Raw genomic sequence first — 21,882 nt, forward strand, 5'->3', positions numbered from 1 at the left:
CACGGGGACCCGCCGGCGAGCCAGAGGGAGTCCTGCAGCAGAACACGCAACGCGGGGCCACCCGGCGCCGGTCCGAGTGCTCGGACCGGCGCTGAATGACCCCGCGTTGGGCGGAGGGCTGTCAGGCGGAGACCCGGTCAGCCTGCGCGGCGCGGACTGCCGGCACGCCGTCGCCGTCCTGGCCGTACAGCCAGTCGTTGTACTGGAAATCCCCGTCCTTGCGGCTCTTGAACAGCAGGTTGCGCAGCGTGCGGGCGAGGCCCGAAACGTGCCAGGACTCGCCCCAGACGCGGGCGGTCCGCTGGACCCGCGCGGTGCGGGCGGCGCGGATGTTGTTGAATTCCTTGATCGCGCCGTCCCACGCGTCCGGGTTGACGCCGTCCGCGGTGAAGACGGTACCGCTGCTGGCGTCCTGCAGCACGGCGGCGTCCTCGAGCGCCTGGCAGGCGCCCTGGGCCAGGTACTGGAGCATCGGGTGCGCCGCGTCGCCCATCAGGACCATCCGGCCGGCGACCCAGTTCTCGATCGGGTCGCGGTCGTACATGGGCCAGCGGATGCCGGTGGCAAGGTTCTTGAGCGCCTCTTTCACGGCCGGGACGCAGTCCTTGTAGGCTGCCTCGAGCTCGTCCACGCCGCCGTACTGCTCCTCGCCACGTTCGAAGGACGGCGACTTGAACACGGCCACAGTGTTCAGCAGTTCGCCCTTCCGCAGCGGGTACTGGACCAGGTGGCAGTTCGGGCCGAGGTAGACGATGACGTCCTCCAGGTCGGCCTTGGGGGTGTTCTCGGTGATCGGCACAGTGCCGCGGTAGGCGACATACGCCGACGGGACCGGCTCATCACTGGCCACGAGCGGACGCAGCGTGGACTTGAGCCCGTCGGCGCCGATTACGACGTCGGCCTCGTAGTCGACGCCGGCGGCGGTGTGGGCCACGCCGCGGCCGTTGACGGTCTCAACGCTCTCGACCATGACGTCGTTCACCAGTTTGACGCCGGCCGCCTCGCAGCCCTCGAGCAGGACCCGGTGCAGGTCGCTGCGGTGGATCACGACGTAGGGTGCGCCGTAGCGTGCGGCGAACTCGCCGCCGAGGGTCTGGCGGGTCAGTTCCTCGCCGGTGACGGCGTCGCGGAAGACCAGGTGCTTGGGCTGGACGCCGATTTCGAGGGCCTTTTCCAGCAGGCCCCAGCGCTGCAGGACGCGGGAGGCGTTTGGTGCCATCTGCAGGCCCGCGCCGACTTCGCCGAATTCGGGGGCGCGCTCCACCAGGGTGACGTTGGCGCCGTTTTCACGCAGCGCGAGGGCCCCGGCCAGTCCGGCCATTCCCCCTCCGACGACCAGGACATCGGTGGACGTGGCGTGCTCAGACATTGCTTGCTCCTTGAGAAATTGAGAGGTTGGATTTGAGCTTGAGGCTCACCGCGACCAGCAGGACCGCCGCGATGGCGGCCGCGCCGGCAAAGGCGAAGAAATTGGAGTTGACGCCCAGCCCCGCGGCGAGCAGGAGGCCACCGATCTGCGGCGCGGCGACGGCGCCGATCCGGCCCGTCCCCAGCGCCCAGCCCAGCGCGGTCCCGCGCAGGTGCGCCGGATAGTGGCTCGCAACGGCGGCGATGATGAGGCACTGGGTGCCGTGGGTTCCGACGCCGGCGAGCACCAGCATGAGGTACACGACGCTGACCGGCGGCCCGGTCACGAGGACCACCAGGGCGACGGCGGCGACGGCGGCCGCCGCGATCGCCGTCGGAATCGGGCCGAAGCGGGTCCCGGCCCAGGCAGTGAGGACCGAGCCGGCCACGGCGCCGAGGTTGAGGGCCAGGGCGAAGGTCAGGGCCGAGCCCAGGTTGTAGCCGGCCAGCTGCATGAGGTTAGGCAGCCAGGTGCCCAGCCCGTACCAGGCGAAGAGAGTGGCGATCGTCGCCACAGCGAACAGCATGCTGATGCCCAGGTACGGGACGCGGAGCAGGGACGAGAATCCGGCAGGCTCCCTGGCGACCTGCCCTTTGCCGGTGGTTCCGGCCCGGGCCAGGGTCTCGGGAAGGTATTTCAGGCCGAGGGGCACCACGACCAGGAGAGCGAGCACGGCGACGAGGAACATCGATTCCCAACCGAAGGCGGGGATCAGCTGGATCCCGACGAGAGCGGCGATCGATCCGCCGATCGGGACCCCGGACATCATCAAGGTGGCGATGGTGGACCGCCACTTGGCAGGGACGAGTTCGGCGACCAGCGCGTTGGCCGACGGCACCAGGCCGCCGAGTCCGACGCCGGCCAGGAGCCGCAGGACACCGAAGACGGGCGCGTTGGGGGCGAACGCACAAAAAATGGTGAAAATCGAGAAGACGACGGCGCAGCCGATGATGGTGCGGCGGCGGCCCCAGGAGTCGGCCATTCGGCCGGCGAAGATGGCCCCGATCATCATGCCGACGAACGCCATGGACCCGATGGTGCCCGCCGTGGCCTTGGTCAGGCCCCAGCCGGTTTCGGAGATCAGGGAGGATTGGACGGTGCCGTAAACGATGAGGTCGTAGCCGTCGAAGACGACGAGCAGCCAGCAGACCAGGACGGCGGCGGCCGAGCTCTTGGAAAACCGCGACGCGGGCCCGCCAGAGCTGGCGAAAGTGGAGTCCCCGGGAGCGGACCGTTGCGGCGTTGCAACAGATGGTGTGTGATTCATCCCACTACTGTCCTAGCGGCCGCAGGTGAACCACAATACAATTCTGATGTGCAGAAAGAACCATCGGCGAAGTCAGCCCGAAAGCCCTTGCAAAAGCGGCCGACCTACTCCATCGAAGCGGTCGACAATGCGCTCCAGCTGCTTCAACTGCTGCGCGATGGCGGCGCCCTGCGGCTCAAGGACGCCGCGGGGGAACTGGGGGTAGCACCGTCCACCGCGCACCGGCTGCTGGCCATGCTGGTCTACCGGGGGTTCGCGGTACAGGACGAAACCCGCCGTTACGTGCCCGGCCCCGCGATGGGCGTGGGACCGGCGGGGCTGGCGTGGACCCGGAGGCTCCGCTCGCTGGCCCAGCCGCACATGGAGCTGCTCTCCGCGCAGCTGAACGAGACCGTGAACCTGATGGTGCGGGTCGGCACGAAAGTCCGCTTCCTGGCCACCGTCGAGGGGAACAACGTGTTGCGGGTGGGTGACCGGCAGGGGACGGTGATGCCGGCGAACCGGACCTCGGGCGGCAAGGCGATGCTCGCCGAACTGGAACCGCCGATGATCGAGCAGCTGTTCCGGAGCAACAACGCCGAGATTGGCGGGGACACCATCCCGGCCGCGGAGTACCCGGCGTTCCTGCGGGAGCTGGTGTCCATCCGCGGCAACGGGTTTGCCGCAAATTTCGAAGGCACCGAGGAGGGGGTGAGCGCGCTGGGGATGGCGCTGCACAACCGGCACGGGCACGTGGTGGGGGCGCTCAGCGTCGCCACCCCGGCGACCCGTTTCCGCCGCGTGTTCGACGCCGGGCTCGTCCCCGCACTCCGGGAAACGTGCCGGCAGCTGGAGATCGACATCGCGGCTAATCCGGCCGATCCGGACTAGGTCCCTCCGCCCCGGCTCGACAATTCTGACTAGCAGAATATGTTGGAGGTCACACTGGCGCGTACGTAGAGTCTAAGGACGCCAAATAGAACTGTTCTGACCTACGTAGGAGGCCCACGTGTCCATCAGCGCCGAGAACACGACCCATGAATCTGTGGCTGCGGGGCACACCGCCCCGGAGCCGACTCCCGAAGAGGCTGCCCAGCTGAAAGAGCTCTACCGGGATTTCGACCGCGAGAACCTGATCCCGCTCTGGACCGAGATCGCCGACCTGATGCCGATGGTCCCCTCCCCCAAGGCGGTGCCCCACGTGTGGCGCTGGAGCGACCTGTACCCGTTGGCGGCCCGCGCCGGCGACCTGGTGCCGGTGGGCCGCGGCGGCGAACGCCGCGCCATCGCGCTGGCCAACCCGGGCCTGGGCAACACCCCGTACGCCACCCCCACGCTGTGGGCAGCTATCCAGTACCTCGGTGCCCGTGAGACCGCTCCGGAGCACCGCCACTCGCAGAACGCCTTCCGCTTCGTGGTTGAGGGCGAAGGCGTCTGGACTGTCGTGAACGGCGACCCGGTCCGGATGTCCCGCGGCGACTTCCTGCTGACCCCGGGCTGGAACTTCCACGGCCACCACAACGACACCGACGAGCCGATGGCCTGGATTGACGGCCTGGACATCCCGTTCGTGCACTACGCCGACGCCGGCTTCTTCGAGTTCGGCACCGAACGCGTCACCGACGAAGCCACCCCGGACCTCTCCCGGTCCGAGCGGCTGTGGGCCCACCCGGGCCTGCGCCCGCTCTCCGGCCTGGACGACACCACCAGCTCGCCGATCGCGGCGTACCGCTGGGAGTACACCGACCGCGCGCTGCGCGAGCAGCTGCTGCTCGAGGACGAGGGCCACCCGGCCACTGTGTCCCAGGGCCACGCCGCCGTGCGCTACACCAACCCCACCACCGGCGGCGACGTCATGCCGACGATCCGGGCCGAATTCCACCGGCTCCGCGCCGGCGCCTCCACCGAGACCGTTCGCGAGGTCGGCTCAAGCGTCTGGCAGGTCTTCGACGGCCGCGGCTCCGCGGTCCTGAACGGCGAAACCAGGACTCTCGAGAAGGGCGATCTCTTCGTGGTCCCGTCCTGGGCGTCATTTTCCCTTCAGGCGGACCTGCAGGCCGGGACGGAATTCGATCTCTTCCGCTTCAGCGACGCCCCCATTTTTGAACGACTGAACTTCAACCGCACCTACATCGAAGGACGCAAGAACGCATGAGACTCCTCACCCTCCGCACCCCTGCCGGCCACGCCGAGAGCACCGTGGCTGTCCGCCAGGACGGCGACACCCTGACTGAGATCGACGGTTTCAGCAACGTCGGCGAGCTGCTGCTCTCCGCGGACTGGGAAGCCACCGCCAGGGCTGCCAACGGCGCCCAGCACCAACTCGAAGGCGCCGACCTCGACGCCGTCGTCCCCGTCCCCGGCAAGATCATCTGCGTCGGCCACAACTACCGCAACCACATCAAGGAAATGGGCCGGGAAGTCCCCGAGTTCCCCACCCTGTTCGCGAAGTACCAGGAATCCCTGATCGGCCCGAACGATGACCTCGCCCTGCCGCAGGAATCGTCCAGTGTCGACTGGGAGTCCGAACTCGCCGTCGTGATCGGCAAGAAGGGCCGCCGGATCAGCGAAGCGGACGCCGCGGACCACATCGCCGGCTACGCCGTCCTGAACGACGTGTCCATGCGCGACTATCAGTTCCGCACCATCCAGTGGCTGCAGGGCAAGACCTGGGAGAAGTCCACCCCGTTCGGCCCCGCCCTGGTCACCAAGGACGAGTTCAGCGGCGGCCTGATGACCACCGCGGTCGACGGCGAAATCCAGCAGCAGACCCCGACCAACGACGTTGTCTTCACGCCGGAATTCCTGGTTTCCTACATCTCCACCATCATCACGCTGAACCCCGGTGATGTGATTGCCACCGGCACCCCCGGCGGCGTCGGCCACGCGCAGGACCCGAAGCGCTACCTGCAGGAGGGCCAGCTCCTGGTCACCACCATCGAGGGCCTTGGAGAACTGAAGAACCGCGTAGTCAAGGAAGCCTGATGGTCGCGCGCCACGACCAGACGACCGACCCGGAGCTGCTGGCGGCACTGCTGCAGGCGCGCCGGGGCACGGCATTCTTCGCCCGCAAGCTCAACGAACTGTCTGACACGGAGCTCGACGGCGACTCGCTGCTGCCCGGCTGGACCCGCCGCCACATCACGGCACACATCGGCTACAACGCCCGGGCAATTGCCCGGCTGGTCGAGTGGGCGGCCACCGGGGTGGAAACCCCGATGTACGCCTCCACGGATGTCCGCGACCACGAGATCAACTTTGGGGCAACCCTGAGCCCGATCGCGCTGCGGCACCTGTTCGACCACTCCGCGGTGCACCTGAACGTCGAATGGCGTGACCTGCCCGAGGATGCCTGGCGCCGCACGGTGCGCACCATCCAGGGCCGCGAAGTCCCCGCCAGCGAAACCGTCTGGATGCGGACCCGCGAAGTGTGGATGCACGCGGTGGACCTGGACAACGGGGCCGTCTTCCGGGACATCCCCGTCCCGGTTCTGGAGCGGCTCCTAGCGGACATCACCGGTGCCTGGAAGACCCGCGGCACGGACAAGGACCTGGTTGTTAAGGTGACGGACCGCGGCCTCACGTTCGGCGACACCGCGTCGGCGTCGTCCACCGTGGTCTCCGGCCCCCTGGACGCCGTCGTGGCATGGGCCGCCGGCCGGGGCAACGACGGCGTCACCGCCGCCGGACCCGGGAGCGACGCCGCGAACGGCACCGTGCCGGCCGCCCCGAAGTGGATTTAGGCACCCCGCAGCCGCAGATTCCACACAAAGGAACAGCCCCCTCGACTGAAACTCCAGTCGAGGGGGCTGTCATTTTTTTTGCTGCGCTTGTCAGCCCAGGTGGACGGCCGGGGCGTCCCCGTCGGTGCCGGTGAACTTGTGGCGGTCGATGTTGATCAGGACTAAGGCGATCGGCGCGATCAGGATCGCGAACCCCGCCGCCCAGAGGAACACCGCTGCGTAGCCGGCGGACAGGGCCGCCGGCGAGACTCCGCCTGCCGTGGCCGCGGCCGCGATGGTGCTGAACAGGGCGATGCCGAGGGAGCCGCCGGTCTGCTGGGAGGCGTTCACCAGGGCGCTGGCGACGCCGGAGTCGTCCCGGTCCACGCCGAACAGCGCGAGGTTCTGCATCGGCACAAACACCATACCCAGCCCGATGCCCAGCAGCAGCAGGGCGGGCAGCATGTTCACTAGGTAGCTGCCCTGGGCGCTGACCTGGGTGAGCCAGAGCATGGCGGCGGCCATGAACACCGGGCCGACGCCTGTCGGGATCTTGGCGCCCAGTTTCGGCAGGTTCTTGGCGACCAGGCCGGYGGTGATAATCAGCACCACAGTCATGGGCAGGGAGGCGAGGCCGGCGAGGAACGGCGCGAAGCCCAGCACGATCTGGATGTAGAAGTTGATGAAGAGGATGCCGCCGATCAGGACGGCACCGGCCAGGAAAGAGGCCAGGAAGGCCGCCCCGCGGTTGCGTTCGGTGGCCACGCGCAGCGGCAGCAGCGGGTGCTTGGCCCTGCGCTCGACCAGGACGAAGACCGTCAGGAGCACGATGCCGGCGGCGATGAAACCCCAGGCTTGGGGGGCGTCCCAGCCGCGCTCGGCATTGGTGAAGCCGTAGACCAGGGAGCCCAGGCCCAGGGCGGCCAGGATGACACCGGGCCAGTCGTACTTAGCGGACCCGTGGGCCTTGCTTTCGCTGACCAGGGACCATACCCCGGCCAGGGCGACGATGGCGATCGGCACGTTGACGAAGAAGCACCAGCGCCAGGTCACGTGTTCGGTCAGGTAACCGCCAAGCAGGACGCCGACGGCGGCGCCGACGCCCGTGATGGAGCCAAAGATGGCGAACGCGGTACCACGATCCTTTCCGCCCGGAAAGGCGACGGTCAGCAGCGCGAGTGCAGCCGGAGCCAGCAACGCCGCGAAAATGCCTTGCAGGGCGCGGGCGCCGATCAGTTCCCACGGCTGTTGCGCGATGCCGCCCAGCAGGGAGGCGATCGCGAAGCCGGCCGCTGCCACAACAAACGTCCGCTTGCGCCCCCAGAAATCCGCGATCCGGCCGCCGAGCAGCAGGAATGCCCCGAAGGCCAGGGCGTACGCCGTGACCACCCAGGACCGCGTCGCGTCGCTGATGCCCATCTCGTGCTGCAGGCGCGGGAGCGCGAGGTTCACGATGGTGCCGTCAAGGACCACCATGAACTGCGCTAGGGCCAGGAACACCAGCGCCCACCAGCCGGCCCTGCGGCCGCTCCCCTGCCTTTCGCCGCGATCTGCTAACTGCGTTGCCATGCCCATGCTCGTTCACCGTTCAAAGTAGTAATAGTTACACAAGTATAACTACTAGACCACGAGTGAGCGGGCTAGGAGAGTGGTGATCCGGCTTACTCCGGTTCGGCCAGGAGGAATGCGAGGCGCTGCAAGGCGGGCAGGCTGGCCGCGAGCTGCCGGTGCTCCTCCGGCGACAGCCGGGAACTCGCCGCGGACAGCGCCTGCGCCCAGGCGCCCTCGAGGAGCGTTTTGATCCGCTGGGACTCGGCCGTGGGGTGGAGGGCGACGTAGCGCTTGTCGGCGGCGTCGCGGACCCGCGTGACAAGGCCGGCGGCAACCAGCTCGCGCAGCTGGACGCTGACGTTGCTGAACTGCCGCCCCAGGCGGGAGGCGACTTCCGCCACCGTGATGCCCGGGTGGTTTTCGATCACCCGGAGGATTTCCAAAACCCCGTTGGACAGCGGCCGGACGCCGGTGTCGTTGTGCGACTTCCGGCGGATATCGGCGGAAATGTCGATCATCGAGACCGCCAGGGCCCGGTGGTCCACCGCCCGCGCCGGACCATCTGCTGCGCCAACACTTTGCATTGCATAAGCATAGGCCTCCGGGTGCTGCGGCTGTTTTGTGGTTGACTGCCTGCAGGCACAACCCGGCGCCCACCGACGCGGAGGAACGAACGACTGATGGCATATGGCGAGCTCGACCCCTCGTCCGGGGTCCCCCTGTACCGGCAGATCAAGGAGATCCTGCGCCGGGAGGTCGCCGAGGGAATCGCGGATTCCGGGAAGCCCATGACCGAGGCGCAGCTGCTGGCCCGGTTCGACGTGAGCCGGGCCCCCATCCGCCAAGCGCTCCAGGAGCTCACCAGCGAGGGCTATGTTTACCGCAAGCAAGGCAAGGGGACGTTCCCGGTAACGGGCGCCCGGGTGCAGCGGCCGGCCGACGTGCGGTCCGGGGCCCTGTACCAGTACCTCGCCGAGAGCGGCCTCCATCCCACCGGCAAGGTGTCCGGCGTCGAGCGCGTTGAGCCGCCCGCCCGCATCCGCGAGCTTCTGGGGCTGGATGCACACGAGCGGTTGCTGCATTTCAGCCGCCTGATCTCGATTGAGGACGAGCCCCTCGTCGAGGCCGACGTTTACATCCGGGCCCCGGAAGAGTTCAGGCCCACCGAGGCAGAGCTGGACGAGGAGGGCTCGGCCTTCAGGCTGCTCGAGCGCAAGTTCGGCATCGCGCACGTCCGGGCCGAGCACGACGCCTGGGCGACCGCCGCGACCGCCGGCCAGGCGGCCACCTTCGGCGTGAGCCAGGGAAGCCCGCTGCTGGTCATCGAGACAATCTTTTTCACGACCGGCGACCGGCCCTCGGGCTGGCGCTCCGCGGTACACCAGGCCGACAGGTTCAAGTACCGGTTCAGCACTAGCCAGTGACGCATTCTTGACTTTGGCTATACAGCGTGTAAACCTTGTAGACAGGTAAGCAAGGTCACACTCACGGGCGCTCTGCTTACCTCGCTGCACCGAGTTCGGCGAGGATCCCTCCAGAGGTCGCGCGGTGCATGATCCTTCCCAGCGCGTTACGCCAACGACGGCGGAACGTAAGACGAAAGGTTGTGCCGATGACGGATACAACGACAGTCGCCAGTAAAACCGTCAACACGGTCCTTGGCCCCCTCCCCGCTTCCGAATTGGGGGTAGTCGCAGTCCACGAAGCCCTCCTCTCCGTGGTCCCCGGTGCCCAGTACGCCCCGGATATCCGCATGGACCGGGCCGAGATCTTCGAGATCCTGGCAGCGAAACTGACGGACTTCCGCGAACGCGGCGGCAGCACGATCGTCGACAGCACCGGCATGTTCCACGGCCGCGACCTGAAACTCTACGAGGCGCTCTCGCGTTCCACCGGCGTGAACATCGTCGCTTCCACGGGCATGGGCCCGGAGGAGACGCTCGGCGGCTACTTCCTGACCCCGCAGACCAACCCGCCCACGCCGTGGCCGGCCGGGAAGTTCGCCGACCTGTTCTCCAAAGAGGTCACCGAGGGCATGGTGGTCCCGCGCGTCGAACGCCGCGGTGCCGCCGGACTGGTGACCACCACGGCCGACCGCGCCGGCATGACGCCGACCGAAGAGAGCCTGTTCCGGGGTGCGGCACGGACCGCCCTGAACACCGGAGTCGCGGTCTCCATCCGGTATGGCGCCGATGCCCTGCACGACCTCGACGTCGTCCTGGACGAAAAGCTCCCCGCCGACCGTGTGCTGGTCGGCGGCTTGGATCGCACGGACGCCGTCGCGGTCGGCGCCGCCCTGGAGGTGGCCCGCCGCGATGCGTTCGTCGGCCTGGACCACGTGGGCCTGGACGATGACGAGGCATACGTAAGTGACCGCGAGCGCGCGGCCCTGGTCATCGACCTCGTCAAGGCCGGCCACGGCCACCAGATCATCCTGTCGGGCAACTCGATCGGCGTGGCCAAGGGCCAGCCGGAGTACGACCTGCCGTTCAGCCATGTCGTGTCCACCTTCGTGCCGTTCCTCAAGGCGCAGGGCCTGAGCGACGACGACGCCCGGCGCATCCTGGTGGAAAACCCGCGCAACCTGCTGTCGGTGCGCTAAGCACCCCCGCCCACACCAACAAGCTTTCGAACCCCTGAGGTGAACGTATGACCAAGGTCAACACCGTGCTGGGAACCATCCCGACCGAAGAACTGGAAATCGTGGCAGTCCACGAACACATCGGCTACGGCATGCCCGGCTCCGAACTCGACACCAAATGGTGGAAGTCGCCGGAGCAGGCCTACGAGGAAACCGTGCCGAAGCTGCGGAAGTTCCGCGAGAACGGCGGCGGCACCTTCGTGGACGCCACCGGCATCTGCAACGGCCGCGACGTCGACTACTACAAGTCCCTGTCCCGGAAGACCGGGGTGCATATCGTGGCCTGCACCGGCTTCGTCGGGGGCGACACCGCGCTGCCGCACTTCGCCCGCGCCACCGTCGACTACCTGGCGAAGGTCTTCATCCACGAGATCACCGTCGGCATCGGTGACACCGGCGCCAAGGCCGGCGTCATCAAGGTCGGCGTGAGCCGCGGCGGCCGCATGACCGACCTGGACAAGCGGATCTACCGGGCCGCGGCACGGGCCGCCGTCGTCACCGGCGCCCCGATCCTGACCCACCTGGCCATTGACCCCGAACCGGCGGTGAACATCTTCAGCGAGGAGGGCCTGCCGCTGGACCGGGTGCTGTTCGGCCACGCCGACGACGGCCTGAACGCGCCGATCACCCCGCACGACTGGATCTACGAGCAGGGCGGCCGGATCGGCTTCGACACCTTCGGCTACGACCTCGAACTGCCGGACCCGCCGTTCTGGGGCCGGAAGCGCGCCGAGCGGATGGAGCACTTCGTGAAGCTCGTCAACAAGGGCTACGCGGACAAGCTCCTCGTCTCGGCCGACGCCAACTGCAGCCCGCTGGGCTGGCCGGGCGTGAAGGGCCACACCATCAACTACATCTTCGACGACATGATCCCGGACATGCGCGCGGCCGGCATTGACGACGCCACCATCAAACTCCTGCTCGAGGAGAACCCGGCCGACTTCCTCTCACTGAGCGCCTGACCAAGACAGACCACCACAACTTACCCGTTCCACGCATCCTGGCCGCGGCCAAGGATGCGTCAAGAAAGAGATGAAACCAATGAAGGCTTCAGACATCAAGAACCTCCGGATCGCGATCGTCGGCGGCGGTTACGGCGGCGCCGCCGCGGCCAAGGCCCTGCAGAACATCGGCGCGGAGAACGTCCACGTCTACGAGCAGGCTCCCGCGCTGGGCCAGGTTGGCGCCGGCATCGGGCTGCGCCCGCCAACGGTGGAACTGTTTCGCCAGTGGGGCATCTTCGATGCGATCGCCGCGGTCAGCTCCCCCAGCGACCACCTGGAAATCCTCAGCGCCGACGGCCAGCACGTCCTCGCCAACGAGGAATGGCCCTTCCTGAACGCCTACGACCAGGTCAACCACAACCGGATGATCCACCGCGGCGACTTCATCGACGCCCTGCTGAGCGTCCTGCCGGAGGGCATGGTGCACCTTGGCTACAAGCTGGCGACCATCAAGGACAACGGCGACCACGCGACCCTGACCTTTGAAAACGGCGAGGTCATCACCGCCGACGTCGTGATCGGCGCCGACGGGATCCGCTCCACCGTCCGCAACCAGCTGTTCTCGCAGAAGGAGCCGGTGTTCTCCGGCGAGCACGCCTACCGTGCAGTCATTTCGATCGACGATGCCCACGGACTGGTCACCGACGACAACCCGCGCTTCTACATGGGCGAGAACGGCACCATCGCCTACAACCTGCCGTTGCGTCACCGCGGGCAGCTCTCCTACGACATCACGGCCCCGTCCGATGACGCCTCGTGGGCGCCGGAAATCACCCACGAATACCTGGAAAAGATCCTCGAAGGCTTCGACGAGCGGATCGTCCAGGTGGCCCGGGAACTCGACCTGAGCCAGGTGACCAGCCGTTCGGTGTTCGACATCGATCCCCTCGACACCTGGCACACCGACTCCGTCACGCTGCTCGGCGACGCTGCCCACGCGATGCTCCACCATCAGGGTCAGGGCGCCAACTCGGCGATCCTGGACGCCGGCGGATTCGCCGACGCGCTCCTGGAGGGCGGCTCCGTCAAGGAATCGCTCGCACTCTTCGAGGCCACCCGCAAGCCGCTGACGGATGAGCTGCAGCGTGTGTCGCGCCAAGGCTGGCACGCCGACGCGGTCGAGTCCGCCTTCCCGGCCAACCAGTAAGGCGGTAACCCACGGTGCCAATCCACCCGCAGATCGCGGAGATCCTCACCCACATCCCGCCCTCGGACGGCACCCGCCCGGAGCCGGCTGCGATGCGGTCCGCCGAACAGGAGCGGGTCCCCGCTGTGGCGGACCGGCTGCCGCTCGCCGCCGTCGAAGACACAACGGCCGGGACGCCAACCGGTGACGTCCCTGTCCGGATCTACACGCCCGCAGAGGCCGACTCGTACGGGGTGATCGTCTACTTCCACGGCGGCGCGTTCTACCTCGGCGACCTCGAAACCCACGACGGCGTCGCGCGTGCACTCGCCAGGGAATCCGGCTTCAAGGTGGTCTCGGTGGATTACCGGCGCGCCCCCGAAGCCGCGTTCCCTGCCGGGCTGCAGGACTGCTACGGCGTGGTCCGCTGGGTGGCAGAGAACGGCGGTTCCCTCAAATGGAACGGGAAGTCCCTGGCCGTCGCCGGGGACAGCTCGGGCGCGAACTTCGCCGCGGCCGTCGCAGCGATGGCACACGACGAGGGCTTCGTGGGCATCACCCACCAGGTGCTGTTCTACCCGTCGGTCGACCTTGACTTCGACGTCGACCGGTACGCCTCCCTACAGGAGAACGCACGCGGGTACGGGCTGGAGACGGTCGGCCTGAAGCCATGGAACTCGTTCTACCTGGACAGCGGCGCGGACCCGGCGGATCCGCTGGTCTCTCCGATCAAGCGCGACAACCTCGCCGGCCTTCCGCCGGCACTGATCATCACCGCCGAGTTCGACCCGCTGCGGGACGAAGGCGAGCTGTACGGCCAGCGCCTGACGGAGGCCGGCGTCGACACGACGGTCAGCCGCTACGCGGGCGCCAACCACGGCTTCGTCCAGAACTTCTCCTGGATTCCCGAATTCCACCGTGCCTTCGAGGAGACGGCCGACTTCCTGAACGGGAAGTGAGCCCACATTAGGGTCCACGCCCACCGCCTCACCCTCGGCGGCACGAATCTTCGGATTTGTGCCGCCGAGCTGTCTCCGGACAACTTCCTATCGAAACGTGTCCACTTCCGGGGCACCGTTAGCCACTTGGACCAATTAACATGACAACGTCGCCGCACTGGCGTTCCTGTTCGTTCCGCTGGCCGCAAAGTCGGCGGCTCGCAAGGGCCACGACGACAGCACTGGCGCTCCCGCAGTACTGGACGACGCTCCCGCCGCAGTCTAAGGCGGCGGCCGGCGTCCGCAGGCTAGAAAGGCAGCACAGGCCGGCGGGCAAAAAGGGGCGGCACACATCGTTTGATGTGTGCCGCCCCTTTTGCCGGTGCTGGGAGGCTCAGCGGGCGCCGTCGAACTGCCGGCGGTAGCCGTGCATGGTGGTGAAGAACGGTGAGGGCTCGAGCGTGGGGTCGCCGGTGTAGCCGAGCTCCTCGGCCACCGGGGCAAACGGTGAGTACACCGAGTCCGTCTCCTGCAGGCCGCCGCTCAGGTAGCGGCCGGCCGCGGCGTCGATCCTGGCCTCGAGGTCCAGGCTTCCCTGCAAGGCGGCCCTGGYCGCCTCACGGTCCAGCTCGACGCCATACGGAACACCGTCCGCATTGCGGTACGGGTGGCCCAGATACAGGTCTTCCGGACGGACCTCGTCCCGCAGGTAGGTCAGGCTGGCCCGGTAGACGGCCGGATCCTCGTAGCCGGGGAAGCCGTTGGCGGCGCCGTGGATCTGGACAGCGTCACCGACGAAAACCGAGCGCTGGCCGTCCACGACGTAGGCCACGGACCCCGCCGTGTGGCCCGGGATGTGGTGCACGGACACGGTGGCGCCGCCGCCCAGGGACAGGGTCTCGCCGCCCGTCACGAGCAGGGTCGGTTCCATTTCACCGGAGATGACCTGGTTCGCTGCTTGGGTTTGCTCGACGACGGCGTTCGGGTTGTCGATGTACTGCTGGCGCACGTCGACGTACTGGTCGACGTGCGCCTGCCGGGACCGCAGCAGCGGCGCGTCGGCCTCATGGATCACCACTTTGGCACGCCGCCCAGTCAGCTCCCAGAGCGCGTGCGCCCCGCCGAGGTGGTCGATGTGGCCATGGGTCAGCAGGATCCAGCGCACGTCCTCGATCCGGCGGCCAAGCTTCTGAAGTGCCGGGAGCATGCCCTCTGCGGGCGAGGAACTGATCCCGGTGTCGACAATGGCCGGCTCGGGAGCGTCAATGAAGAAGCTGTAGAGGCCGAAACGGCCCCACGGCGACACCAGAGGGTGGACTTTCACTTCTTGCGTCATGGATTGAGCCTTTCAGCGAAGGGTGGGGATGGCAACGTGGATGTGGTCTTGCTAACAGCGACTTTATTATAATAATATGCTTACGTCACGCTCTGGAGAGCCTGTCTGCCGGCTATTGCACCGGCACTCGAACGCTGACGAGGAGTTTCGCACCCATGACTGATTTCACGACCTGGAACGCCGGCGGTGAAAAGATTGCCATCCGCAAGGACCTCCGGGTCCCGATGCGCGACGGCGTCGAACTCGCCGCCGATGCCTACCAAGGCATCGACGACAAGCCGCGCCCCGCCCTCGTAGCGTTGAGCCCCTACGGCAAGGAGCTGCAGGCCCTCGCCCTCACCACGCCGCCGCAGCGGCGCCCCAGCCCGATGTGGGACGGCTGCATCGAGGCCGGCGACATCGCCCGCATCGTCAAGGAGGACTACGTCCACGTCATCGGGGACCTGCGCGGCTCCGGACATTCCGGCGGCGAACACATCGGCAACTACAACGCCGGCGGTGTGTCGCTGGGCCAGGACGCGTACGACTTCATCGAGTGGGTCGCCGAGCAGCCCTGGTGCGACGGTAACGTCGGCATGGTGGGCATCTCCTACTTCGGATCCATGCAGGTGCTGGCCGCGGCAGAACGGCCGCCGCACCTGAAGGCGATCTTCGTTTCCGGCGGACACTACGACTTCTACGAGACCACCTACCACGGCGGCGTCATGTGGTTCATGCCGCGGGCGGCGCGCGAGGGCCGGGGCGGCGACTCCGGCTGGGCGTTCACCGACGGCGTTAAGTCCCGCATGATCGAGAAGTACTCCCCCGCGGAACTGAAAGACCTCGTCGCCAAGCGCCTCGAGGACCCCGACGTCGCCGCGTGGCCGAACCTGGTCCACGTGTTGAACTACCCGAAAAACCACGAGGCCTGGTTCGACATCGTCATGAACGAGCTCGACGGTGACTGGTACGAAGAACGTAACCCCATCACACTGGCCCCGAACATCGATATCCCTGTGTGGCTGCAGCTGGACCAAGGCCGCGGCTGGACCCTGGACGGCACGATTGACCTCTTCAACGAGCTCAAGGGTCCCAAGAAGCTGGACATCGGCCCCTATCCGCCCATGCAGTCGCGTCCCTTCATCGAGGAACACGACAAGATGTTCCGGTGGTACGACTACTGGATCAAGGGCATCGACAACGGCGTGATGGACGAACCCGCGGTCAGTGTCTTCGTGGAGGGCTCCCGCGAGGTTGTCACTGCCGAGGCGTGGCCGCCGAAGGACGTGGAGTACAAGCCCCTGTACCTGCGGCCGCGCCGCGCCCTGTCCGCCGAACCCGAACTGATGGGGCCGGAGTACGCGGCACCGGACGGCTTCTACCAGGCGCCGCTGACGGTCACGGACCAGGTCGAAATCATCAACTGGTCCACGCCACCGTTCGAGACGGCTACCGAGATGATCGGCACCGGCGCAGCCCATATCTTCGCGGAGATCGACCAGCCGGACACCAACTTCATCCTGCGGCTCTGGGACTACGCGCCGAACGGCAAACGCCAGCTCATCACCAGCGGGTACCTCAAGGCCTCGCACCGTGAGCTCGACGAGCGGACCACGGAGGGCAACCCGCGCCACCCGCACACCCGTTCTGTTCCGGTCCAACCAGGCAAGATCGAGGAGTACGTGCTGCGGCTCTTCCCGTTCGCGAACACCTTCCTGCCCGGCCACAAGCTGACCGTCGAGCTGTCCAACAACGAACCGCTCGCCGACGAGCACAACGCCCTGCTCCCGCCGGACGCCTTCCACCTGCCTGTGGGCCGGCCCGTCACCCATAAGATCTACCGCGACGCCACCCACCCCTCCAGGCTGGTGCTGCCGTTTACGACTAGCAAGGCCGCACAGGATCAGGCTGGCTGAATCCCTCCGGGAACCTGGCGCTTGACGGCCCGCGGCAGGCTCCCGGAACGGGGCGGCACCATGCCTGTGCTAGATTTCGGCGCATGACCACGCATCCGACAAACCGCAATGCCGACGGGCCTGTTGCCGCCGCCATCGGGCTGCTCGCACGGCAAGGCTTCGACGCAACGTCCGTCGAAGAACTGGCAGAGGCGGCGGGGATGAGCCGCAGCACGTTCTTCCGGAAGTTCGGGTCGAAGGAGGACGTGGTCTTCGCCGACCACGAGCGGATCCTCAGCCAGGTAAACGACCGGCTCGCAGAATCCACCCAGGAGCCCCTGGCTGCCATTGAGCACGCGGCACTCCTGGTTTTCGACCACCACCTGCGGAACCGCGAAACATCGCGCGCACGGTACGAACTGATGCAGGCCGTCCCCGCACTCCGGGACCGGGAGCTGGTTACCTCCCACCGGTACGAGCGGGCCTTTTTGCAGCACCTCACGGCCCAACTACCTGACGGCGGCCGTCGCGAACACTCGGCCGTTGCCTTTGCCGCGGCCGTGGTCGCCGTACACAACGCCTTCCTCCGGCAGTGGCTCCGCGGCGCCGCTGAGGGCGGCGCCGCTGGTGCAGGCGAAACCGACGCTGCGGACCGGGCGAGAGCGGCCGCGCTGGCGAATGAACTGCACGCACTCTCCGGCGTCTTCCGGCCCGTGCTGCTAGGTACCCTCGCCGCCCAGCAGTCGCCAACCGTCGTCGTAACCGTCCTGACCGCGGGCGCAGACAAGGAGGCGATCGCGCAGGCAGTCCGCGATGCCCTCTCCTGACGGCCGCTCGCAGGACTGACACTGAGTTTCTTGACGTGGCACTGGGTTTCATTGCATCCTTAGTCGACGTGGCGTGGGCCACAGCGATACGACGGCCTGGGGCCGCCGCTGAACTAAAGGACGAAGAGATGACGACGACGTCGCCCGTTTCCGGGCTCACCGCCACAGCTACCGCGGGCGACTTCCCTGCCGGCACGGTGGAACCGGACTACGTCCTCACCGATGCGCTGGGCACCGACCCGGCGTCGGTCTTCGCCGGCGTCGGCCCCGCAGACCGGGCGTACTGGGACCGCGCCCGGCGCTTCGTCCAGGACGAGGTCCTTCCCGTCATCGACGGCTTCTGGGAACGCGGCGACTACCCGCTGCACCTGCTCAAGCGCCTCGGCGAACTGGACCTGCTGCGTGACGGAGTCCCGGTCGAAGGCTTTCCTGCGATGAGCAGGATGGCTGCCGGACTCGTCAACATGGAAATCAGCCGCGGTGACGGTTCCGTGGCGACGATGATCGCGGTCCAGGGCGGCCTGGCCCTGCGCTCCGTCGCGGAATGCGGATCTGCCGTGCAGCAGCAGCGCTGGCTACCGGCCATCGCCGCCGGGGCGGAATACGCCGCGTTTGCGCTGACGGAACCCACCCACGGCTCCGACGCGGTTGCCCTGGAATCCACCGCCACCGTAACGGCAGGCGGTTTCCTGCTCAACGGCGAGAAGAAGTGGATCGGCAACGGCTCCGTCGGCGGCGTCACCGTGGTGTGGGCCCGGGGCGAGGACGGCCAGGTCCACGGTTTCCTGGTCCCGCAGGACACCCCCGGCTATACCGCCACGAAGATCGAAGGCAAGCTGGCCCTGCGCGCCATCTGGCAGGCGCACATCCGGCTGGACAACGTCTTTGTTCCGGACGAGAACGTCCTCCACGGAGCGCGGACCTTCAAGGACACGGCGCGCGTCCTGCTGGCCACCCGGCTGGGCGTCGCCTGGTCCGCCGTCGGCCACGCGACCGCCTGCTACGAAACTGCTGTCCAGTACGCCAAGCAGCGCCGGCAGTTCGGCCGGCCCCTCGCCGCCTCCCAGATCGTGCAGGAACGGCTGGCCAGGATGCTCAGCGAACTCGCCACGATGCAGCTGATGGTGGTTCAGATGACGAGGCTCGACGAGGAAGGCTCGCTCACGCCGGAACAGGCCTCGCTTGCGAAATTCACCTGCACCCGCATTGCCCGGACCATCGCGTCCAATGCCCGGGACCTGCTCGGCGGCAACGGCATCCTGCTGGCGAACCGTGTTGCCCGGCACCTCGCCGATATCGAGGCGATCCACACGTACGAAGGAACCGAGACCATGCAGGCCCTGATCATCGGCCGCGGCATCACCGGCACGTCCGCCTTCTCCTGATCCGCGCCAACCCGCCACTTTCGAAAGGACTTCTCATGAACGAGAACGAAAATATCCCCGTCATCCTCGGCGGCGCCCGGACCCCCTTCGGCCGGTTCCGCGGCGGCCTCACGCCATTCTCTTCCAGCGAACTGGGCGCCCACGCGATCCGGGCCGCGCTGGAACGGACCGGCGTCGCCCCGGAACAAATCGGCGCCGTCATCGTCGGTCAGGTCATCCAGGCCGGTGCGGGCCAGGGCCCCGCCCGGCAGGCCAGCCTCGCCGCCGGTATCGGCTGGGACGTGCCAACGGTAACCATCAACAAGCTCTGCCTCTCCGGCCTCACGGCCGTCATCGACGCCGCACGGATGATCCGTGCGGGGGAAGCTGACTTCATCGTCGCGGCCGGCCAGGAATCGATGACCAACGCCCCGCACCTCGTGCCCGGGCTCCGCGCCGGCGTCGTCATCGGCGACGCTCCGATGCTCGACTCGCTGAACCACGACGGCCTGCAGGACCCGGTAAGCGGCCTGCTGATGGGCGCCGCCACCGACGCCGGCAATGCCGAGCGCGGCATCGCCCGCGCCGAGCAGGACGCCGTCGCGGCCCTTTCCCACCAGCGCGCCGAAGCGGCCCGCGCCGCCGGTGTGCTGGCGGAAGAGATCGCACCGATCCAGGTGCCCCAGCGCAAGGGCCCCGCGGTTACCCTGGAGCACGATGAGGGCATCCGCCCGGAGACCACCGCCGAATCCCTCGCGCACCTCCGGCCCGCATTCTCCAAGGACGAAGCGGCAACCATCACCGCAGGATCCGCCTCCCCCCTCTCCGACGGCGCCGCGGCACTGGTGATCGCCAGCAAGGCGGCAGCCGAAGCCGCAGGGTTGGAATGGATCGCCGAAATCGGTGCCCACGGCCAGACGGCCGGACCGGACGGTTCCCTGCACTCCCAGCCCGCCAGGGCCATCGAACGGGCGCTGAAGCTGGACGGGCTCAGCGTGCAGGAGCTCGATCTCGTGGAGATCAACGAGGCCTTCGCCTCGGTCCTCATCCAGTCCGCCAAGGACCTGGGCATCGAGACCGACGTCGTCAACGCCGACGGCGGTGCCATCGCGCTCGGGCACCCGGTGGGCGCATCGGGCGCGCGCCTGGTGCTGCACCAGGCACTGGCGCTGAAGCGCCGCGGCGGAGGCACCGGCGTCGTTGCCCTCTGCGGCGGCGGCGGACAGGGCGACGCCCTCATCCTCAAAGCATGATCATCCCAACGAAGAAGCAGGCCATGACCAACACCCATTCCGGCGACGGCTTTGCCACCATCTCCGTCGCAGCCATCCTGGCCGAGTCCGCCCGCAGGACACCGGACAGCATCGCCCTGATCGTCGGCGAGGACGAGACCAGCTACGGCGAGCTGTGGCGCCAGACGCGCGCCTACGCCGGGGCGCTGCGGGCACGCGGCGTCGGCCCCGGCGACGCCGTCGCCGTCCTGATTCCCAACGTTCCGGACTTCGCCCGGGTGTACTACGCAGTTCTGTCCCTGGGAGCCATAGTGGTCCCGGTCCACGCCCTGCTCAAGGCCCGTGAAATCGAGTACGTACTCCACGACAGCGGAGCCGGGCTGTTGGTTTGCGCGGCCCCGCTGCTGAAGGAGGGCGCTGCCGGCGCCGCCGCCAGCGGGGTCGACCTGCTGACGGTGATGGCGCCCGACGACGACGGGCTGCCCCGGCTCGAAGCCGAGGCCGCGGCCGCGGAGCCGATCCTGAGCTACGTCCCTTGCCGCCCCTCCGACACGGCCACGATCCTGTACACCTCCGGCACCACCGGAAAGCCGAAGGGAGCCCTCGGCACCCATTTCGCTTTGGTGGAACAAACCAGCGTGCTGCTGACCAGCGTGATGGACTTCAAACCGGGCGACGTCCTCTTCGGCGGGCTGCCGCTGTTCCACACCTTCGGCCAGACCGTCGTTCTGAACACGGGGCTTCGGGCGGGCGCCACCGTCGTCCTGATGCCGCGCTTCAGCGGCGAGGGCGCCCTGACGCTGCTGGACCGTCACAAGGTGAACATCTTCATCGGCGTGCCGACCATGTATGTGGCGCTCCTGGAAGCGGCCAAGACCGTCGCCGTCCGCCCGGGCGCGCTGCGTTACTGCATCTCCGGCGGGGCGTCCCTGCCGCTGGCCGTGATGGACAGGTTCCGCGACGTCTTTGGCGTGGACATCCACGAGGGCTACGGCCTGACCGAGACGTCGCCCGTGGCTGCCTTCAACCACGTCGGCACACCGCCCCGGCCCGGCACCATCGGGGTACCGATCTGGGGCGTCGATATTGAAATCGCCCGCGCCGAAACGGTTGAAACCATCGAGCTGCTGCCCGCCGGCGAACTGGGCGAGCTAGTCATCCGCGGGCATCTGCTGATGAAGGGCTACCTCAACCGGCCGGAAGCCACCGCGGAGGCGGTCGTCGACGGCTGGTTCCGCAGCGGGGACCTCGGGACCAAGGACGAGGACGGCTATCTCACCATCGTGGACCGCAAGAAGGACATGATCATCCGCAACGGCTACAACGTCTATCCCCGCGAGGTCGAGGAAATCCTCCTCACCCACCCGGAAGTCGTCAGCGCCGCCGTCTACGGCGTGCCGCACGATGTCCATGGCCAGGAAATCGCCGCGGCGATCGTGCTGGACGCGGGCGCCACGGCCACCGAGTCCGAGCTGATCGACTTCGCCAGCGCGCAACTCGCCGCGTACAAGTACCCGCGCTTGGTCCGGCTGCTCACGGAGCTCCCGCTGGGTCCCAGCGGAAAAATCCTCAAGCGGAACCTGGCCGCCGAGTCCAGCTGAATCGCACTGACT

General features: G+C 67.7%; 19 protein-coding genes. 14 read left to right on the forward strand and 5 right to left on the reverse strand.

Annotated features, from left to right (window positions below):
• Positions 1–121: 121 nt before the first annotated feature.
• Both AC1DGI_RS11330 and AC1DGI_RS11335 read right to left on the reverse strand, forming a co-directional pair.
• Positions 122–1,369, reverse strand: coding sequence for an FAD-dependent oxidoreductase (locus AC1DGI_RS11330; protein ID WP_476898868.1), 1,248 nt, complete (start codon positions 1,367–1,369; stop codon positions 122–124).
• Entirely contained in the window at positions 1,362–2,675 is a 1,314-nt protein-coding gene (locus AC1DGI_RS11335) for an MFS transporter (protein WP_476898869.1), read from the reverse strand. The genes AC1DGI_RS11330 and AC1DGI_RS11335 overlap by 8 nt, the downstream gene beginning before the upstream one ends.
• A gap of 48 nt (positions 2,676–2,723) precedes the next feature.
• On the opposite strand from AC1DGI_RS11335, the gene AC1DGI_RS11340 reads away from it, so the two are divergent.
• The 4 genes from AC1DGI_RS11340 (at position 2,724) to AC1DGI_RS11355 (ending at position 6,397) form a co-directional block, all read left to right on the forward strand.
• Entirely contained in the window at positions 2,724–3,545 is an 822-nt protein-coding gene (locus AC1DGI_RS11340; RefSeq protein WP_476898870.1) for an IclR family transcriptional regulator, read from the forward strand.
• Between the two features lie 118 nt (positions 3,546–3,663).
• Positions 3,664–4,809, forward strand: coding sequence for a cupin domain-containing protein (locus tag AC1DGI_RS11345; RefSeq protein ID WP_476898871.1), 1,146 nt, complete (start codon positions 3,664–3,666; stop codon positions 4,807–4,809).
• Positions 4,806–5,639 (forward strand): fumarylacetoacetate hydrolase family protein, encoded by an 834-nt coding sequence (locus AC1DGI_RS11350; RefSeq protein ID WP_476898872.1) that lies wholly within the window; start codon positions 4,806–4,808, stop codon positions 5,637–5,639. Before AC1DGI_RS11345 ends, AC1DGI_RS11350 begins: the two co-directional genes overlap by 4 nt.
• Positions 5,639–6,397 (forward strand): maleylpyruvate isomerase family mycothiol-dependent enzyme, encoded by a 759-nt coding sequence (locus AC1DGI_RS11355; protein WP_476898873.1) that lies wholly within the window; start codon positions 5,639–5,641, stop codon positions 6,395–6,397. Before AC1DGI_RS11350 ends, AC1DGI_RS11355 begins: the two co-directional genes overlap by 1 nt.
• A 90-nt stretch (positions 6,398–6,487) precedes the next feature.
• Here AC1DGI_RS11355 and AC1DGI_RS11360 read toward each other — a convergent pair whose 3' ends face one another.
• Together AC1DGI_RS11360 and AC1DGI_RS11365 are read right to left on the reverse strand one after the other, a co-directional pair.
• Positions 6,488–7,945, reverse strand: a complete 1,458-nt coding sequence (locus AC1DGI_RS11360; protein ID WP_476898874.1) for an MFS transporter — start codon at positions 7,943–7,945, stop codon at positions 6,488–6,490.
• A 92-nt stretch (positions 7,946–8,037) separates the two neighbouring features.
• On the reverse strand, positions 8,038–8,511 hold the full coding sequence (locus tag AC1DGI_RS11365) for a MarR family winged helix-turn-helix transcriptional regulator (RefSeq protein WP_476898875.1): 474 nt from the start codon (positions 8,509–8,511) through the stop codon (positions 8,038–8,040).
• Between the two features lie 96 nt (positions 8,512–8,607).
• Here AC1DGI_RS11365 and AC1DGI_RS11370 point away from each other — a divergent pair, with 96 nt between their 5' ends.
• The 5 genes from AC1DGI_RS11370 to AC1DGI_RS11390 all read left to right on the forward strand — a co-directional run bounded on the left by AC1DGI_RS11370 (position 8,608) and on the right by AC1DGI_RS11390 (position 13,657).
• A complete protein-coding gene (locus tag AC1DGI_RS11370; RefSeq protein ID WP_476898876.1) occupies positions 8,608–9,351 on the forward strand; it encodes a GntR family transcriptional regulator in 744 nt (247 codons plus the stop codon).
• A gap of 188 nt (positions 9,352–9,539) precedes the next feature.
• Positions 9,540–10,529, forward strand: coding sequence for a phosphotriesterase family protein (locus AC1DGI_RS11375; RefSeq protein ID WP_476898877.1), 990 nt, complete (start codon positions 9,540–9,542; stop codon positions 10,527–10,529).
• A 47-nt stretch (positions 10,530–10,576) separates the two neighbouring features.
• On the forward strand, positions 10,577–11,530 hold the full coding sequence (locus AC1DGI_RS11380; protein ID WP_476898878.1) for a phosphotriesterase family protein: 954 nt from the start codon (positions 10,577–10,579) through the stop codon (positions 11,528–11,530).
• Positions 11,531–11,609: 79 nt separating this feature from the next.
• The gene (locus tag AC1DGI_RS11385) at positions 11,610–12,719 is read left to right on the forward strand and encodes an FAD-dependent monooxygenase (RefSeq protein ID WP_476898879.1); all 1,110 of its coding nucleotides are present in this window, start codon (positions 11,610–11,612) and stop codon (positions 12,717–12,719) included.
• Positions 12,720–12,733: 14 nt separating this feature from the next.
• Complete coding sequence (locus tag AC1DGI_RS11390; protein WP_476898880.1) at positions 12,734–13,657, forward strand: alpha/beta hydrolase; 924 nt, start codon at positions 12,734–12,736, stop codon at positions 13,655–13,657.
• A 373-nt stretch (positions 13,658–14,030) separates the two neighbouring features.
• Here the strand turns inward: AC1DGI_RS11390 and AC1DGI_RS11395 are convergent, their stop codons facing one another.
• Complete coding sequence (locus AC1DGI_RS11395; protein WP_476898881.1) at positions 14,031–14,972, reverse strand: MBL fold metallo-hydrolase; 942 nt, start codon at positions 14,970–14,972, stop codon at positions 14,031–14,033.
• Between the two features lie 155 nt (positions 14,973–15,127).
• Between AC1DGI_RS11395 and AC1DGI_RS11400 the strand changes: the two genes are divergently transcribed.
• From AC1DGI_RS11400 to AC1DGI_RS11420, 5 genes are all read left to right on the forward strand, one after another.
• Positions 15,128–16,867: a CocE/NonD family hydrolase gene (locus AC1DGI_RS11400; RefSeq protein ID WP_476898882.1), complete on the forward strand. Its 1,740-nt coding sequence runs from the start codon at positions 15,128–15,130 to the stop codon at positions 16,865–16,867.
• Between the two features lie 83 nt (positions 16,868–16,950).
• Complete coding sequence (locus AC1DGI_RS11405) at positions 16,951–17,673, forward strand: TetR/AcrR family transcriptional regulator (RefSeq protein ID WP_476898883.1); 723 nt, start codon at positions 16,951–16,953, stop codon at positions 17,671–17,673.
• Positions 17,674–17,801: 128 nt separating this feature from the next.
• The gene (locus tag AC1DGI_RS11410; RefSeq protein WP_476898884.1) at positions 17,802–19,058 is read left to right on the forward strand and encodes an acyl-CoA dehydrogenase family protein; all 1,257 of its coding nucleotides are present in this window, start codon (positions 17,802–17,804) and stop codon (positions 19,056–19,058) included.
• Positions 19,059–19,093: 35 nt separating this feature from the next.
• Positions 19,094–20,290: an acetyl-CoA C-acetyltransferase gene (locus tag AC1DGI_RS11415; protein WP_476898885.1), complete on the forward strand. Its 1,197-nt coding sequence runs from the start codon at positions 19,094–19,096 to the stop codon at positions 20,288–20,290.
• 23 nt (positions 20,291–20,313) lie between these two features.
• Entirely contained in the window at positions 20,314–21,870 is a 1,557-nt protein-coding gene (locus tag AC1DGI_RS11420; RefSeq protein WP_476898912.1) for a long-chain-fatty-acid--CoA ligase, read from the forward strand.
• Positions 21,871–21,882 lie beyond the last annotated feature (12 nt).

This window comes from Arthrobacter sp. 05N428_2 (genome assembly GCF_056397065.1).

Excerpts from the sequence above, each read along its gene's own strand:
- AC1DGI_RS11405 (WP_476898883.1), top strand. The coding sequence starts at position 16,951 with ATGACCACGCATCCGACAAACCGCAATGCCGACGGGCCTGTTGCCGCC.
- AC1DGI_RS11375 (WP_476898877.1), top strand. The coding sequence starts at position 9,540 with ATGACGGATACAACGACAGTCGCCAGTAAAACCGTCAACACGGTCCTT.
- AC1DGI_RS11335 (WP_476898869.1), bottom strand. The coding sequence starts at position 2,675 with ATGAATCACACACCATCTGTTGCAACGCCGCAACGGTCCGCTCCCGGG.
- AC1DGI_RS11415 (WP_476898885.1), top strand. The coding sequence starts at position 19,094 with ATGAACGAGAACGAAAATATCCCCGTCATCCTCGGCGGCGCCCGGACC.
- AC1DGI_RS11400 (WP_476898882.1), top strand. The coding sequence starts at position 15,128 with ATGACTGATTTCACGACCTGGAACGCCGGCGGTGAAAAGATTGCCATC.
- AC1DGI_RS11410 (WP_476898884.1), top strand. The coding sequence starts at position 17,802 with ATGACGACGACGTCGCCCGTTTCCGGGCTCACCGCCACAGCTACCGCG.
- AC1DGI_RS11330 (WP_476898868.1), bottom strand. The coding sequence starts at position 1,369 with ATGTCTGAGCACGCCACGTCCACCGATGTCCTGGTCGTCGGAGGGGGA.
- AC1DGI_RS11355 (WP_476898873.1), top strand. The coding sequence starts at position 5,639 with ATGGTCGCGCGCCACGACCAGACGACCGACCCGGAGCTGCTGGCGGCA.
- AC1DGI_RS11350 (WP_476898872.1), top strand. The coding sequence starts at position 4,806 with ATGAGACTCCTCACCCTCCGCACCCCTGCCGGCCACGCCGAGAGCACC.
- AC1DGI_RS11365 (WP_476898875.1), bottom strand. The coding sequence starts at position 8,511 with ATGCAAAGTGTTGGCGCAGCAGATGGTCCGGCGCGGGCGGTGGACCAC.
- AC1DGI_RS11385 (WP_476898879.1), top strand. The coding sequence starts at position 11,610 with ATGAAGGCTTCAGACATCAAGAACCTCCGGATCGCGATCGTCGGCGGC.
- AC1DGI_RS11420 (WP_476898912.1), top strand. The coding sequence starts at position 20,314 with ATGACCAACACCCATTCCGGCGACGGCTTTGCCACCATCTCCGTCGCA.
- AC1DGI_RS11370 (WP_476898876.1), top strand. The coding sequence starts at position 8,608 with ATGGCATATGGCGAGCTCGACCCCTCGTCCGGGGTCCCCCTGTACCGG.
- AC1DGI_RS11380 (WP_476898878.1), top strand. The coding sequence starts at position 10,577 with ATGACCAAGGTCAACACCGTGCTGGGAACCATCCCGACCGAAGAACTG.